Source organism: Aquimarina sp. KJ22-3 (assembly GCF_055808215.1).
This window is the reverse complement of the sequence record NZ_CM147859.1, coordinates 4,192,314-4,206,992: the sequence shown is the minus strand read 5'-3', so window position 1 is coordinate 4,206,992 and position 14,679 is coordinate 4,192,314. Positions and strand designations below refer to the sequence as shown.

Here is a 14,679-nt window from a genome sequence, read left to right as displayed (position 1 = left end):
AATAAACAATAGAGGAAACCGACAGGATTGAGATTGTTGGTTTTTTAAAAACAATTATCTCAGTTGTCGAAGCATATAATCTGACAGTTGAAAAACTTAAGAAATAACAGATGAAAGTAAGAGCATCATTAAAAAAGAGAAGTGCCGAGTGCAAGATTGTGCGTAGAAAAGGCCGACTTTACGTAATTAATAAAAAGAATCCTAGATTTAAACAAAGACAAGGGTAATTATGGCAAGAATTGCAGGGGTAGATATACCTAAACAAAAGCGAGGAGTTATAGCATTAACCTATATCTTCGGAATCGGTAGAAGTAGAGCTAAAGAAATTTTAGCTACTGCCAAAGTAGATGAAAGTATAAAAGTTTCTGATTGGGATGATGATCAAATTGGTCGTATCCGTGAAGCTGTAGGAGCCTATACCATCGAAGGAGAATTACGTTCAGAAGTTCAGTTGAATATCAAACGTCTTATGGATATAGGATGTTACAGAGGTATTCGTCATAGAGCTGGTTTGCCACTTAGAGGACAACGCACTAAGAACAATTCAAGAACACGTAAAGGAAGAAGAAAAACAGTTGCAAACAAGAAAAAGGCAACTAAATAATAAGTAGTATGGCAAAGTCAACTTCAAAAAAACGTAAAGTAATAGTAGAATCTGTAGGTGAAGCTCACGTTACAGCTTCTTTCAACAATATTATTATTTCGTTGACCAATAAAAAAGGAGATGTAATCTCTTGGTCTTCTGCCGGTAAAATGGGATTCAGAGGATCTAAGAAAAACACGCCTTACGCAGCGCAATTGGCAGCAGAAGATGCAGCAAAAGTAGCTATCGAGGCTGGACTTAAAAAAGTAAAAGTTTACGTAAAAGGTCCAGGTAACGGAAGAGAGTCTGCAATACGTTCTATCCATAATTCAGGTATCGAGGTATCAGAAATTATCGATGTAACGCCAATGCCGCATAATGGTTGTCGTCCTCCTAAAAGACGTAGAGTATAATTTTTTCCCGAGCATATGCTTGGGTTCTCTTTTTAATTATAACTAAGTAAGTAATCTAATTTGAGGAAAATTGATTATCGAAGGAAAGTGACCTTAATTCATAATCACCTCAATAACTAATTTATTAATAATGGCAAGATATACTGGTCCAAAAACTAAAATCGCTCGTAAATTTGGTGAAGCGATCTTCGGAGACGATAAGTCATTCGAAAAAGAAATTACCCTCCTGGGCAACACGGAAACAACAGGCGTAGAGGAAAGAAAAGTGAATACGCTATCCAGTTAATGGAAAAGCAGAAAGCAAAATACACTTATGGTATTTTAGAGCGTCAATTCCGTAACATGTTCGAAAAAGCAACCCGTGCTCAAGGTATTACGGGTGAGGTATTACTTCAACTTTGTGAATCTCGTTTAGACAATGTAGTGTTTAGAATGGGACTTGCTAACTCTAGAAGAGGAGCAAGACAATTAGTTTCTCACAGACATATTACTGTAAACGGAGAGTTAGTAAACATTCCTTCGTATCAGTTAAAAGCTGGAGATGTTGTTGGAGTAAGAGAAAAATCAAAATCATTAGAAGTAATCCAGAATTCATTGGCTAACAATAGCAAGGTATATGAGTGGATTACTTTCAATAACGATACAAAAGAAGGATCTTTCGTATCAGTTCCGGCAAGAGTTCAAATTCCGGAAAATATCAATGAGCAATTCATCGTCGAATTATACTCTAAGTAATAACGCTAAAGAAGAAACAATAACATGGCAATATTAAATTTTCAGAAGCCCGATAAAGTTATCATGATCGACTCTACAGAGTTCGATGGTAAATTTGAATTTAGACCATTAGAACCTGGGTACGGATTGACAGTTGGTAACGCTTTACGAAGAGTTTTGCTATCTTCTTTAGAGGGATTCGCTATAACTTCTCTTAGAATCGAAGGAGTAGATCACGAGTTCTCAACTATTTCTGGGGTGGTAGAAGATGTTACCGAAATCATCCTAAATCTTAAACAAGTACGTTTTAAGCGTCAGATTGAAGATATAGATAATGAGTCTGTGACTATTTCTATTTCTGGTCAAGAGCAGCTTACTGCTGGAGACTTCCAAAAATTCATTTCAGGATTCCAGGTATTAAACCCAGAATTGGTGATCTGTAATATGGATAAGAAGGTAGCGTTAAACCTTGAAATTACTATTGAAAAAGGTAGAGGTTACGTACCTGCTGAAGAAAATAAAAAAGCTAACGCTCCTATTGGAACGATTTTTACCGATTCTATTTACACTCCGATCAAGAATGTAAAGTATAGTATCGAAAACTATCGTGTAGAGCAAAAGACCGATTATGAAAAATTAGTTTTCGAAATCGTTACTGATGGTTCTATTCATCCAAAGGATGCCTTAACAGAAGCAGCAAAAATATTAATCCATCACTTCATGTTATTCTCTGATGAGCGTATTACATTAGAGGCTGATGAGATTGCACAAACTGAAACGTATGATGAAGAATCGCTTCATATGAGACAGTTATTGAAAACAAAACTTATCGACATGGACCTTTCAGTTCGTGCGTTAAACTGTTTGAAAGCTGCAGAAGTAGATACACTAGGAGACTTGGTATCTTACAACAAGAACGATTTAATGAAGTTCCGTAACTTTGGTAAGAAATCTTTAACTGAGCTTGAAGAGCTTGTAAATGTTAAAGGGCTTAACTTTGGAATGGATCTTTCAAAATACAAATTAGATAAAGATTAAGTAATCTATCATATTTTGCTCCTCATAGCGGGTAGAGCAAGATGATGATTAAACAAAAATGTCATGAGACACGGAAAAAAAGTAAATCACCTAGGAAGAAAGACTGCACATCGCAAGGCGATGCTTGCAAACATGGCTTGCTCTCTAATAGAGCACAAAAGAATCAATACGACTGTAGCAAAAGCAAAAGCGCTTAAGCAGTTTATTGAGCCTTTAGTGACCAAGTCTAAAGCAGAAAACAACACAACTACTGTAGAGTCGACTCACAACAGAAGAGTTGTTTTTAGCAGACTTAGAAGTAAAGAGGCTGTAGCAGAGTTGTTTGGAGATGTTGCAAACAAGATAGGTGATAGACCAGGAGGATATACTAGAATTATCAAGTTAGGAAATCGTCTTGGAGATAACGCCGATATGGCAATGATCGAATTAGTAGATTACAACGAGCTATACAATGCTGGTAAACCTGCTAAGAAGAAATCAACAAGAAGAAGTAGAAGAGGAAAAGCAAGTGCACCAGCGGCACCAGCGCCAGAAGTTACTAATTCTGAAGAAGAATAAATGAAGAGTGTGAATAACACATAATAACAAAAGGATAAACGTTTGGCGTTTATCCTTTTTTTTAAATAATTTTGAAAAAGTTTTCTCAATAGAAATAATTATAAATAATGAAATATCAATCTCGAAAAAAAGCAATTCTTTTATTAGCAGATGGTACCATTTTTTACGGCAAAGCTGTAGGGAGAGAAGGGACTGCATTTGGTGAAGTATGTTTTAACACCGGTATGACTGGGTATCAGGAAATTTTTACAGATCCTTCGTACTATGGTCAGCTTATGGTGACTACCAATGCGCATATAGGTAATTACGGAACTAATGATCAGGAAATAGAATCTGATTCTATTAAGATTGCTGGACTGATTGTAAAGAATTTTAGTTACGAATATTCTAGAGTAAAAGCAGACAGATCTTTACAGGAGTTTTTAGAGCAACATAATTTATTAGCGATTTCGGATGTAGATACCAGAGCATTGGTGAGCTATATCAGAGATAATGGAGCCATGAATGCTGTTATTTCTACAGAAACAGAAGACATAGATAAATTAAAGAAAGAGCTTGCAGCAGTTCCAGATATGAATGGATTAGAGCTGGCATCTCAAGTATCTACCAAAGAACCATATTTCTACGGAGATCCTAATGCTACCTACAAAATTTCGGCGCTTGATATCGGGATTAAGAAAAATATACTACGTAACCTTGCACAGAGAGATGCGTATATCAAAGTGTTTCCTTACAATGCCTCTTTTGAGGAGATGAATGAATGGGGACCAGATGGATTCTTTTTATCCAACGGGCCTGGGGATCCACAACCTTTAAAAGAAGCGATTTCTACAGCCAAAGAAATTATTGAAAGAGATTTACCATTATTCGGAATATGCTTGGGACACCAGGTAATCGCTTTGGCCAATGGAATTGGTACTTACAAAATGCATAATGGACACAGAGGGATCAACCACCCGGTTAAAAATTTGGTAACTGGTAAAGGAGAAATTACTTCTCAAAACCATGGGTTTGTGGTGAGTAAAGAAGATACCGAAAAACATCCAGATATAGAGATGACTCATATTCACCTTAACGATGATACGGTAATGGGAATTAAACTGAAGAATAAAAACTGTTTTTCAGTACAGTACCACCCAGAAGCTAGTCCAGGACCAAATGATTCTGTTTACTTATTCGATGAGTTTATAGAAAATATCAAAAAGGCAAAATTGGCCGTATAAATCAATACAAATATTGAATCGTATACTACCGGTTTTGATAATGTCTTAACCTACAACGTTATAGTTGATAACTTCGTTAACGTATTACGTTTTTGGTAGGAAATTAGCACTTTTTTAAAGGGGTCAGAACATACCGGTTTCGTATATTGCGAAGAATTAAAATTATCCAACAAAATAAATAAAACAATGAGTGTAATTATTAATATTCACGCTAGACAAATTCTTGATTCTCGTGGTAATCCAACAGTTGAAGTTGATGTGATTACCGAAAATGGTGTGTTAGGAAGAGCAGCTGTTCCTTCGGGAGCATCTACGGGAGAACATGAGGCAGTAGAGTTGAGAGATGGAGGTGATAATTATATGGGGAAAGGAGTACTTAAGGCTGTAGAAAATGTAAATACAGTAATCGCTGAAGAATTATTAGGGTACTCGGTGTTTGATCAAAACTTGTTAGACCAGAGAATGATCGAACTTGATGGAACTCCAAATAAATCAAAACTAGGTGCAAATGCTATTTTAGGAGTTTCTTTGGCTGCTGCAAAGGCTGCTGCCAATGAATTAAATATTCCATTATATCGATATGTAGGAGGAGTTAATGCCAATACACTACCTGTTCCAATGATGAATATTATCAATGGAGGTTCTCATAGTGATGCTCCAATAGCTTTTCAAGAGTTTATGGTAATGCCGGTAAAAGCTAAAAATTTTACTGAAGCGATGCAGATGGGAACCGAGATTTTCCATAATCTGAAAAAAGTACTACACGATAGAGGTTTGAGTACAGCTGTTGGAGATGAAGGAGGATTTGCTCCTACATTAGACGGAACAGAAGATGCTCTAGATTCTATCAAACTAGCCGTAGAAAAAGCAGGATACAAGTTTGGAGATGAAATCATGATCGCTTTGGATTGTGCTTCTGCAGAATTCTATGTGGATGGAAAGTATGATTACACCAAATTTGAAGGAGATACAGGAGTAGTTCGTTCTAGTGAAGAACAAGCAGATTACCTTGCTGAGTTAGCTTCAAAATATCCTATTATTTCTATCGAAGATGGTATGGATGAAAATGACTGGGAAGGATGGAAATATCTTACTGACAAAGTAGGGGACAAAGTACAATTAGTAGGTGATGATTTGTTTGTAACCAATGTAGAGCGATTATCTCGAGGAATTGAAAACAATACTGCAAATTCAATTTTGATCAAGGTAAATCAAATAGGAACACTTACAGAGACTATTGCAGCTGTAAATATGGCACATAATGCAGGGTATACATCAGTAATGTCTCACCGTTCTGGAGAAACAGAAGATAATACCATTGCAGATTTGGCTGTAGCCTTAAATACGGGACAGATCAAAACAGGATCAGCTTCTAGAAGTGATAGAATGGCAAAATACAATCAACTACTTCGTATAGAAGAAGAGTTAGGAAGTGTGGCCTACTATCCGAAAGAAAAAGCTTTTAAAGTTAAACGCTAGATTAATCTTTATGCTAAAAAAAAGGACTATTTTTTGAATAGTCCTTTTTTTATTGCGAATAATTTTGAAAATAGTTTGTAAGGGTAAAAATCATGTAACGATTAATAACATATTAACACTATATTTCGTAATTTAGCAGCCCTTAATGTAATAGCAAAATTCTAAATAATCATATGTCAAAAATAGCTACGTTAGAAATCGACGGTAATAAATATGAGTTCCCAATTATTAAAGGAACGGAGAATGAATTAGGAATAGATATCAAGGCACTCAGAGGAGCGACAGGAGGAGTAACAACGATTGATCCTGGATATAAAAATACAGGTAGTTGCGAGAGTGCAATCACCTTCCTGGATGGAGAAAAAGGAATCTTACGCTACCGAGGATATTCTATCGAAGAACTTGCCGAAAAAGCAGACTTTCTTGAAGTAGCTTATTTGTTGATTTTTGGAGAACTTCCAACAGCAGCTCAACTGGAAAAATTTGATAAGGATATCAAAGAAGAATCTCATGTGGATGAAGACATGAAGAAAATTCTAGATGGATTTCCTAAAAGCGCTCACCCAATGGGAGTATTGTCTTCTTTGACAAGTGCTTTGATTGCATTTAATCCTGGATCTGTTGATGTGGATTCTGAAGAAGAGATGTATGGCGCTATTGTTAAGATCTTAGCAAAGTTTCCTGTGCTTGCGGCTTGGACAATGAGAAAAAGAAAAAGCCTTCCTCTAGATTATGGAGATAATTCTTTGGGGTACGTAGAGAATTTACATAAAATGATGTTTGCAAGACCGAACCAGGCGTACGAAGCAAATAGAATTGTAAATGACGCTTTGGATAAGTTATTGATCTTACATGCCGATCACGAGCAAAACTGTTCTACTTCTACCGTGAGAATCGTAGGATCATCTCATGCTGGATTATTTGCTTCTTTATCTGCAGGTATTTCTGCATTGTGGGGACCACTTCACGGGGGAGCTAACCAGGCGGTTATCGAAATGTTAGAAGCGATCAAAGCAGATGGTGGTGATACTGCAAAATATATCGCAAAAGCTAAAGATAAAAATGATCCATTCCGTTTGATGGGATTTGGTCACAGAGTATATAAAAACTTCGATCCTCGTGCAAAGATCATTAAAAAGTCTGCAGAGGAAGTATTAGGAGATCTAGGAATCGAAGATCCTGTATTAGATATAGCAAAAGGATTGGCAGACGTAGCATTGAAAGATGAATACTTTGTACAAAGAAAGTTATATCCTAATGTTGATTTTTATTCAGGAATCATTTATAGAGCATTGGGTATACCTACCGAAATGTTTACAGTAATGTTTGCTTTAGGAAGATTACCAGGATGGATTGCTCAATGGAGAGAAATGAGACTTCGTAAAGAACCAATCGGAAGACCAAGACAAATATATATCGGAGAGAATCACAGAGCTTTTAAAGCGGTTTCTGAAAGATAATTAAGGAATTATACCATATTTTAAAAAAAGGCGCTGAATAGTTCAGCGCCTTTTTTGGTTATTTAAAAGCGTAGAAAAGCTGCTACAAAAAAACATAACAATTTGAAGGTTACTTTTTCATACAAAACCAGCGTCATAAAATTGTCTATTTATATATTTGCGTAACTACTCAAACATTTACACTTAAAAACTAACATTGTTGAAATTAAATATACAAAACGAGACATCACGACTTCGGGCAGTGGTATTAGGAACTGCAGCAAGCAATGGTCCAGTACCTAAAATTGAAGACGCTTACGATCCAAAGTCAATAGAACACATCAAAGCAGGAACCTATCCGAAGGAATCGGATATGGTTTTGGAGATGGAAGCAGTGGCCAAAGTGCTGAAGAAATATGAAGTAAAAGTATACCGACCAGAAATTATCGAGGATTACAACCAAATTTTTGCAAGAGATATCGCTTTGGTTATTGAAGATAAGTTCATTAAGTCTAATATTTTACCGGATAGAGAAAAGGAAATAAAAGCTATCGAACATGTAATAGCAGAAATTGATCCCAACAAAGTATTTAAAGCACCTTCAGAAGATATTCACTTTGAAGGAGGGGATATTATGGCACATAATGACTATATTTTTATTGGCACTTACCTAGGAGAAGATTATCCGGATTGTATTGTTGCTCGTACAAACATGAAAGGAGTAGAGTACATTGCCTCTCTTTTTCCAGATAAGAAGGTAAAAGCATTTGACTTGAATAAATCTATGCAAGATCCCAAAGATAATGCGTTACATTTGGATTGCTGTTTTCAGCCTGTAGGTCATAATAAAGCGATCATACACAAAGAAGGGTTTCGAGATCCCTTGGATTATGAGTTTTTATTAGATTTTTACGGTAAAGACAATCTCTTTCATATAGATAAAACAGAGATGTACTATATGAATTCTAACATCTTTTCTATTGCCGAAGATGTGGTGATTTCTGAAAAGAACTTTACGAGATTGAATGCCTGGCTAAGAAAACAAAATATTACTGTAGAAGAAGTGCCTTATGCAGAAATAGCAAAGCAGGAAGGGCTATTACGTTGTTCTACAATGCCATTGATTAGAGATTAAGCAAATTATAATTAAAAATTTTTGAAGGTGTAGGAATGCACTATGGTTTTTGATATGAAACAAGTAACAAATACAATTGTAATGATTCGTCCTGTACAGTTTAGGATGAATGAGCAAACTGCCGTAAATAATTATTATCAAGAAGATGCAGGAGTAGCCAAAGAAGATGCAAACTCGAAAGCTCAACAAGAATTTGATGGGTTTGTAGGTAGATTGAAAGAAGTAGGAGTTCGTGTAATTGTAATTGATGATGATCCCAAGAATGATACTCCGGATTCTATTTTTCCTAATAATTGGGTGTCCTTTCATGAAAATGGAGACATCGGTTTATACCCAATGTTTGCAGTAAACAGAAGAAGAGAACGAAGACCAGAGATCCTTGACGAAATTGAAGCTTCTGGATTCGAGATAAAAAATGTAGTAGACTACACTAGCGCTGAAGAAGAAGAGGTTTTTCTTGAAGGGACAGGAAGCTTGGTTTTGGATCGCGTACACAGAAAAGCGTATTGCGCACTCTCTCCCAGAGCCGATGAAAGCCTGTTTATCGAGTTCTGCGAGGATTTTGAATATACACCAGTAGCTTTTACAGCTTATCAAACTGTAGATGGAAAGAGATTGCCTATCTATCACACCAATGTAATGATGGGAGTAGGAGAGACCTTTGCAGTGGTATGTTTAGATTGTATTGATGATAAAAAAGAACGAAAAAACCTGATTGATCATCTAAAAGAAACAGGTAAAGAAATTATAGCAATCACAGAAGAACAGCTTAATAATTTTGCGGGCAATATGCTTCAAGTTGTAGGTTCCAATGAGAAACGTTATCTTGTAATGTCATCTGCGGCGTATAATAGTCTAACCGAATCTCAAATCGAGAGTATCAAAAAACATTGCGAAATTCTTCATAGTGATTTGAATATGATCGAAACTCTAGGAGGAGGAAGTGCAAGATGCATGATGGCAGAGGTGTTTCTACCTGCCAAATGATAAAAATATGCTTTCAAAGAAAACAAAATACGGATTAAAAGCGCTTACCTATATAGCCAGGAAGAAATGTGATCATCCTGTGCAAATATCAGAAATCGCTCAAAGTGAAAATATTTCTCAAAAGTTTTTAGAAAGTATATTGTTAACCCTTAGAAAGAATGGATTTTTAGGGTCCAAAAAAGGAAAAGGTGGAGGCTATTATTTGATCAAAGAACCAAAAGAAATCATAATGGCCTCTATTATTAGAGTCTTGGAAGGGCCTATCGCAATGTTACCTTGTGTAAGTCTTAACTTTTATGAAAAGTGTGATGATTGCCCAGATGAAGATGCTTGCGCTGTACACAGTCTTATGATAGAAGTGAGAGATAATACCTTAAAAGTTTTGGAGAACAAAACATTAGAAGATTATACCAAATAGGGTTTATTTGTCGGTTATTCTTTTGTATTTGAAAGGACCTTTTATTTTTCCCCAAACTTGTTTTCCTTCTTTATTATACCCTCTGTTCCAAATAGATATTTTATCCCTACTTACTACAAAATCAGAAGTAATATAATCTACATGTTTGATACTACTAGAACAGGTTTTTTTATTGGTCTTTCCAGAATATATGGTAGAAGTGTTTTTTACAAAATAAACTTGGCACCCTTCTCTAACTTCTAGGCTATCCAAGGTTAATTTATTCAGAAGCTTAGCATGTTTCCAGCTTGAGTTGTAATCTTTGGCATTTAAGATTTTATAACTGGTGCTTTGAAATCGCAAGGAGTCTACTCGCTCGTAGTGTAAGATCCGTTGTCCGTAAACCCTATTTTCGTCTTTGGCATCAAAAAGTTCACTATATACCCAGTGTCCAGGGCGATCTTTCCATATCTTAATATTTACTAATCTAAGAAATGGATAACTAGAATCACTTTGCGTCTGTTCTTCGTTAGAAAACTCTCCTACCATCAATGATACCAGGTCATTTAATTCTGGGTCACTAACCGCTTTGGAGCTACATCCAAAGGTTAAAATTAGTGAACAAAGAAGAAGGAGAATTTGCCTCATGCAGTTTTTGATAAATATATGAAAAAAACTAAGAAAAATGCAATTAATCGATAAAATCAAGCATTTTATCCTAGTAAATTAAGAATTAGATGCTATTTTACGGATCATTCCACCAAAAATAAAGTAGTGAAAAGGAATCATGAGATACCAGTATAAACGCCCCCATATTCCTCTGGGTCTAAATGTGGCTGTTTGGTGTAAAATATTGTTTTGATCGATATCAAATTCTAACCAGGCTTCTCCTGGAACCCTCATTTCGGCAAATAACAATAATCGCTTGTTTTTTTATCGGCAACCAGAACACGCCAAAAATCCAACGCATCTCCAGAGAATATATCATCAGGATGTGTTCTTCCTCTTCGTAAACCAACTCCCCCAAAGAATTTATCGATATGCCCTCGTATTTTCCACATCCAATTCCCATAATACCAACCGGTTTCACCGCCAATGGCCCAAATGCGTTCTAAAGTATTTTCGATATTGGTCAGCTCTATTTTTTTGATGTCTTTAAAACATCCTCTTTTAGGAACTCTAACATATTTCTGAATACTACGATTAAAACGACCACTGATCATAGAATCTTTCCAGCTAGAAACCACCTGGTTCTGTTCGATTTTAATAAATGCCAGTTCCAAAGCTCGTTCATAGGGCATAGGATGAATATCCAAGAGCTCGTTCAAACGCTTGTCATTGGCAATAACAGGAATTTTCATACTATCCACCAGGTTCAAAGCAAGTTTAAACGAGGTCGAAGTCACAAAATATAACCAGTAAGAAGATAGCCTTGGCGTCATCACCGGGAGGGTGAATATAAAGAGTTTAATTCCTCTTACTCTGGCATACCGATATAGCATTTCTTTATAAGTGAGGATATCAGGACCACTGATGTCGAATGATTGATTGTAGCATTTTTCATTGAGTAATACTCCCGTCATAAATTTCAGGACATCTCGAATTGCAATAGGTTGGGTTTTGGTGTTTACCCATTTAGGAGTAATCATAATCGGAAGTTTTTCACATAAATCTCGGATGATTTCAAACGAAGAGCTTCCAGATCCCACAATGATTCCTGATCGTAATACGGTTAAATTATAATTACCCTTGTATAATGTCTCTTCAACATTTTTACGAGACCATAAATGTCTTGATAGGTTTTTCTCGTTAACAATACCACTTAGATAGATGACCTGTTTGATATTGGTTTCAGCAAGATAGGTATTGAAATTTTTTGCAGAGATTTCCTCTTTGGTATCAAAATCCTTGGTCGAGGAGCTCATAGAATGTATCAGATAATACGCTACATCTATATTTTTTGGTAATTTGGAAGGTTCAGGAGTTTTTAAAAAGTCAATCTCAACAATTTCGACCTTTTTTTTGGTCTCTTGGTCAATGGCCAATCTGTTCTCATCCCTCACGCAACATATCACATCATGTCCAGCATCTAATAAAAGGGGTAGCAATCGCATACCAATGTATCCATTAGTACCTGTAAGAAGAATTCGCATTTTTTCTGATTAAGTTACAAAGAATTTGAATGAGATAAAATTTATATCATGAAGATATCTCAACTTTTTTTGGAAAAGCAAAACGCTCAAACCTAAGCTTGAGCGTTTTAGATGATAACCTAACGGTTTCTTAAATATTAATGAAAATAACAGCCCGTTAACCAAAGAGAATCAGTATACCCTCCTCCTTTTACTGTGTTCAATTTCTTTTTGTCTAAAGTCGTAATTACTTTTTTGTCGAATTTTAGTTTTTTAGATTTTGATTTTTTCATTTTGTGTAAAGATTTTTTGCCTACTCTGTTCATGGATTTTCGGTTTACTCCAGACAGACATATTTTGTCTAATCTCTACTAAGTTAGATCTAGGATTTGCAGGCCACAAATAGTAGTTCCCCATATTCATCAATTTGAGGGGTTAATTGTTTGTGATGAAGAGCTTCAGAATCATTGCGAGGTCTTATTTTATGAAAAAGATAGTGTACAGAAACTTTTCTAATGTCAAAAAAAGGGAATAATGAATTGGATTCGACGATGTGGTTTTCAGAATAGAATAAGTATTGTTACCCTATAATTCTTTTTATTGTATAGCGGATGAAATACAGTGTAAAATCGGATAGTGTACCTTTATAATTTCTCTTATCTTTGCAGCCTAATTTTTAGACGATGAGCTTACAACAAATCATTTCCGAGAAGGTAAAAGGAGGTATACAAACACTATTTGATGCGCAACTTGAAACTGTAGAGTTACAGGCTACCAGAAAAGAGTTTGAAGGCGATATTACTGTAGTGGTATTCCCTATGCTTAGAGTGGTGAAAGGGAATCCTGTGCAAATCGGTGAAGCTTTGGGTAAGTTTTTGAAAGAAAATGTAGATGAAGTTGATGATTTTAATGTGGTAAAAGGATTTCTGAACCTTGTAATCTCTGATCAGTACTATCTTTCATTTTTTAATACGATTAAAAATGAAAATCAGTATGGTTTTCAAACGCCTTCGAGTGGGGAAAGATCGGTTATGGTAGAGTATTCTTCTCCTAATACAAATAAACCACTGCATTTGGGGCATATCCGAAATATTCTTCTGGGGTATTCTGTATCGCAAATTATTAAAGCTAGTGGTAAAAAAGTGTACAAGACCCAAATCATTAATGACAGAGGGATTCATATTTGTAAATCAATGTTGGCCTGGAAGAAATTTGGGAATGATGAAACACCACAATCTTCGGGGCTTAAAGGAGATAAATTGGTGGGGAATTACTATGTGAAGTTTGATCAGGAATATAAAAAACAAATCTCAGCTTTAATTGAGCAGGGTACACCAGAGGAAGAAGCAAAAAAAGAAGCGCCATTTTTAAAAGAAGCACAAGAAATGCTTCGCAAATGGGAAGCCGGAGATCCAGAAGTGGTGGAACTATGGAAAACGATGAATGGATGGGTGTATGATGGATTTGATCAAACCTACAAAGCATTGGGAGTAGATTTTGACAGCTATTATTACGAAAGTAATACCTATTTGTTAGGAAAAGATAATATTGAAGAAGGTTTGGCAAACGGAGTATTCTTTAAAAAGGAAGATGGATCCGTATGGTGTGATCTTACTGAAGAGGGGCTAGATGAAAAATTGGTTTTACGAAGCGACGGTACGGCAGTGTATATGACTCAGGATATTGGTACAGCGATCCAAAGAGCCAAAGATAAACCTGATGTTGGGGGAATGATTTATACAGTGGGTAATGAGCAGGATTATCATTTCAAAGTGTTGTTCTTGATTCTTAAGAAGTTGGGCTATGATTGGGCAGAAAATTTACACCACCTCAGTTATGGAATGGTGGACCTTCCTAGCGGTAAAATGAAAAGTAGAGAAGGAACCGTGGTAGATGCAGACGATCTGATCTATGAGATGGCGCAAACAGCCGAAGAAATCTCTGAAGATCTAGGTAAACTGGACGGTTATACAGAAGAAGAAAAGAAACAAGTCTATAGCACGATTGGATTGGGAGCGCTAAAATATTATATCCTGAAAGTGGATCCTAAAAAACGAATTCTTTTTAATCCCGAAGAATCCGTGGATTTTCAAGGAAATACTGGGCCATTTATTCAATATACCTATGCTAGAATACAGGCGATTTTACGCAAGGCAGATTTTGAGTTTGATCAGGAAATCACAGGGATAACCATTCACGAAAAAGAAAAAGAGGTCTTGAAACAGCTTGAGCTATTTCCAGGGGTGATTCAAACTGCTGCCAACGAATTAAGTCCGGCTTTAATTGCCAACTATACCTATGATCTGGTGAAAAGTTATAACTCCTTTTTTCAGAATGTATCCATCTTTGGAGCTGATCAGGAAGAAGAGAAAAGATTTAGAGTACAACTCTCTAGTATGGTAGGTAACGTGATTAAATCGTCTTTTGGACTTTTAGGAATCAATGTTCCTGAAAGAATGTAATTGTTGTTAATAACTTCTTAAATATCGTATTATTTTGATTTTCAGTGGAGTTATTATGCAATATATCGACTTTTTTACCGTTTTATCTGTTTTCTTCAATTAAAAAAGCGTGCAAATCC

The 14,679-nt window shown here is 35.9% G+C and carries 14 protein-coding genes and 2 pseudogenes; 13 read left to right on the top strand and 3 right to left on the bottom strand.

All coding sequences use genetic code 11. From position 1 onward, the window contains the following. The first annotated feature begins 110 nt into the window (after window positions 1-110). From ykgO to AC0L3Q_RS19445, 12 genes and pseudogenes are all read left to right on the top strand, one after another. Window positions 111-227: a type B 50S ribosomal protein L36 gene (gene ykgO / locus AC0L3Q_RS19500; RefSeq protein ID WP_073316873.1), complete on the top strand. Its 117-nt coding sequence runs from the start codon at window positions 111-113 to the stop codon at window positions 225-227. 2 nt (window positions 228-229) lie between these two features. Next, a complete protein-coding gene (rpsM, locus tag AC0L3Q_RS19495; protein WP_073316874.1) occupies window positions 230-604 on the top strand; it encodes a 30S ribosomal protein S13 in 375 nt (124 codons plus the stop codon). An 8-nt stretch (window positions 605-612) separates the two neighbouring features. Beyond that, window positions 613-996 (top strand): 30S ribosomal protein S11, encoded by a 384-nt coding sequence (gene rpsK / locus AC0L3Q_RS19490; RefSeq protein WP_073316875.1) that lies wholly within the window; start codon window positions 613-615, stop codon window positions 994-996. A gap of 130 nt (window positions 997-1,126) precedes the next feature. Then, a pseudogene (gene rpsD, locus AC0L3Q_RS19485) lies at window positions 1,127-1,731 on the top strand (30S ribosomal protein S4). 24 nt (window positions 1,732-1,755) lie between these two features. Then, complete coding sequence (locus tag AC0L3Q_RS19480) at window positions 1,756-2,748, top strand: DNA-directed RNA polymerase subunit alpha (protein ID WP_073316888.1); 993 nt, start codon at window positions 1,756-1,758, stop codon at window positions 2,746-2,748. A 63-nt stretch (window positions 2,749-2,811) separates the two neighbouring features. Further along, the gene (rplQ, locus tag AC0L3Q_RS19475; RefSeq protein WP_473282154.1) at window positions 2,812-3,306 is read left to right on the top strand and encodes a 50S ribosomal protein L17; all 495 of its coding nucleotides are present in this window, start codon (window positions 2,812-2,814) and stop codon (window positions 3,304-3,306) included. Between the two features lie 107 nt (window positions 3,307-3,413). After that, entirely contained in the window at window positions 3,414-4,529 is a 1,116-nt protein-coding gene (carA, locus tag AC0L3Q_RS19470) for a glutamine-hydrolyzing carbamoyl-phosphate synthase small subunit (protein ID WP_473282152.1), read from the top strand. 186 nt (window positions 4,530-4,715) lie between these two features. Continuing rightward, window positions 4,716-6,008 (top strand): phosphopyruvate hydratase, encoded by a 1,293-nt coding sequence (gene eno / locus AC0L3Q_RS19465; protein WP_473282150.1) that lies wholly within the window; start codon window positions 4,716-4,718, stop codon window positions 6,006-6,008. Between the two features lie 173 nt (window positions 6,009-6,181). Beyond that, on the top strand, window positions 6,182-7,468 hold the full coding sequence (locus tag AC0L3Q_RS19460; RefSeq protein WP_473282148.1) for a citrate synthase: 1,287 nt from the start codon (window positions 6,182-6,184) through the stop codon (window positions 7,466-7,468). Window positions 7,469-7,664: 196 nt separating this feature from the next. Further along, window positions 7,665-8,582 (top strand): dimethylarginine dimethylaminohydrolase family protein, encoded by a 918-nt coding sequence (locus tag AC0L3Q_RS19455; protein WP_473282146.1) that lies wholly within the window; start codon window positions 7,665-7,667, stop codon window positions 8,580-8,582. A 54-nt stretch (window positions 8,583-8,636) separates the two neighbouring features. After that, complete coding sequence (ctlX, locus tag AC0L3Q_RS19450; RefSeq protein WP_473282144.1) at window positions 8,637-9,569, top strand: citrulline utilization hydrolase CtlX; 933 nt, start codon at window positions 8,637-8,639, stop codon at window positions 9,567-9,569. A 7-nt stretch (window positions 9,570-9,576) separates the two neighbouring features. Further along, window positions 9,577-9,987: an RrF2 family transcriptional regulator gene (locus AC0L3Q_RS19445; protein ID WP_073316900.1), complete on the top strand. Its 411-nt coding sequence runs from the start codon at window positions 9,577-9,579 to the stop codon at window positions 9,985-9,987. A 3-nt stretch (window positions 9,988-9,990) separates the two neighbouring features. Here the strand turns inward: AC0L3Q_RS19445 and AC0L3Q_RS19440 are convergent, their stop codons facing one another. The 3 genes and pseudogenes from AC0L3Q_RS19440 to AC0L3Q_RS19430 form a co-directional block, all read right to left on the bottom strand. Then, window positions 9,991-10,614, bottom strand: coding sequence for a chromophore lyase CpcT/CpeT (locus AC0L3Q_RS19440; RefSeq protein WP_473282142.1), 624 nt, complete (start codon window positions 10,612-10,614; stop codon window positions 9,991-9,993). A 78-nt stretch (window positions 10,615-10,692) separates the two neighbouring features. After that, a pseudogene (locus AC0L3Q_RS19435) lies at window positions 10,693-12,119 on the bottom strand (SDR family oxidoreductase). 137 nt (window positions 12,120-12,256) lie between these two features. Next, complete coding sequence (locus AC0L3Q_RS19430) at window positions 12,257-12,391, bottom strand: class I lanthipeptide (RefSeq protein WP_473282140.1); 135 nt, start codon at window positions 12,389-12,391, stop codon at window positions 12,257-12,259. A 390-nt stretch (window positions 12,392-12,781) separates the two neighbouring features. Between AC0L3Q_RS19430 and argS the strand changes: the two genes are divergently transcribed. After that, the gene (argS, locus tag AC0L3Q_RS19425) at window positions 12,782-14,560 is read left to right on the top strand and encodes an arginine--tRNA ligase (RefSeq protein ID WP_473282138.1); all 1,779 of its coding nucleotides are present in this window, start codon (window positions 12,782-12,784) and stop codon (window positions 14,558-14,560) included. Window positions 14,561-14,679 lie beyond the last annotated feature (119 nt).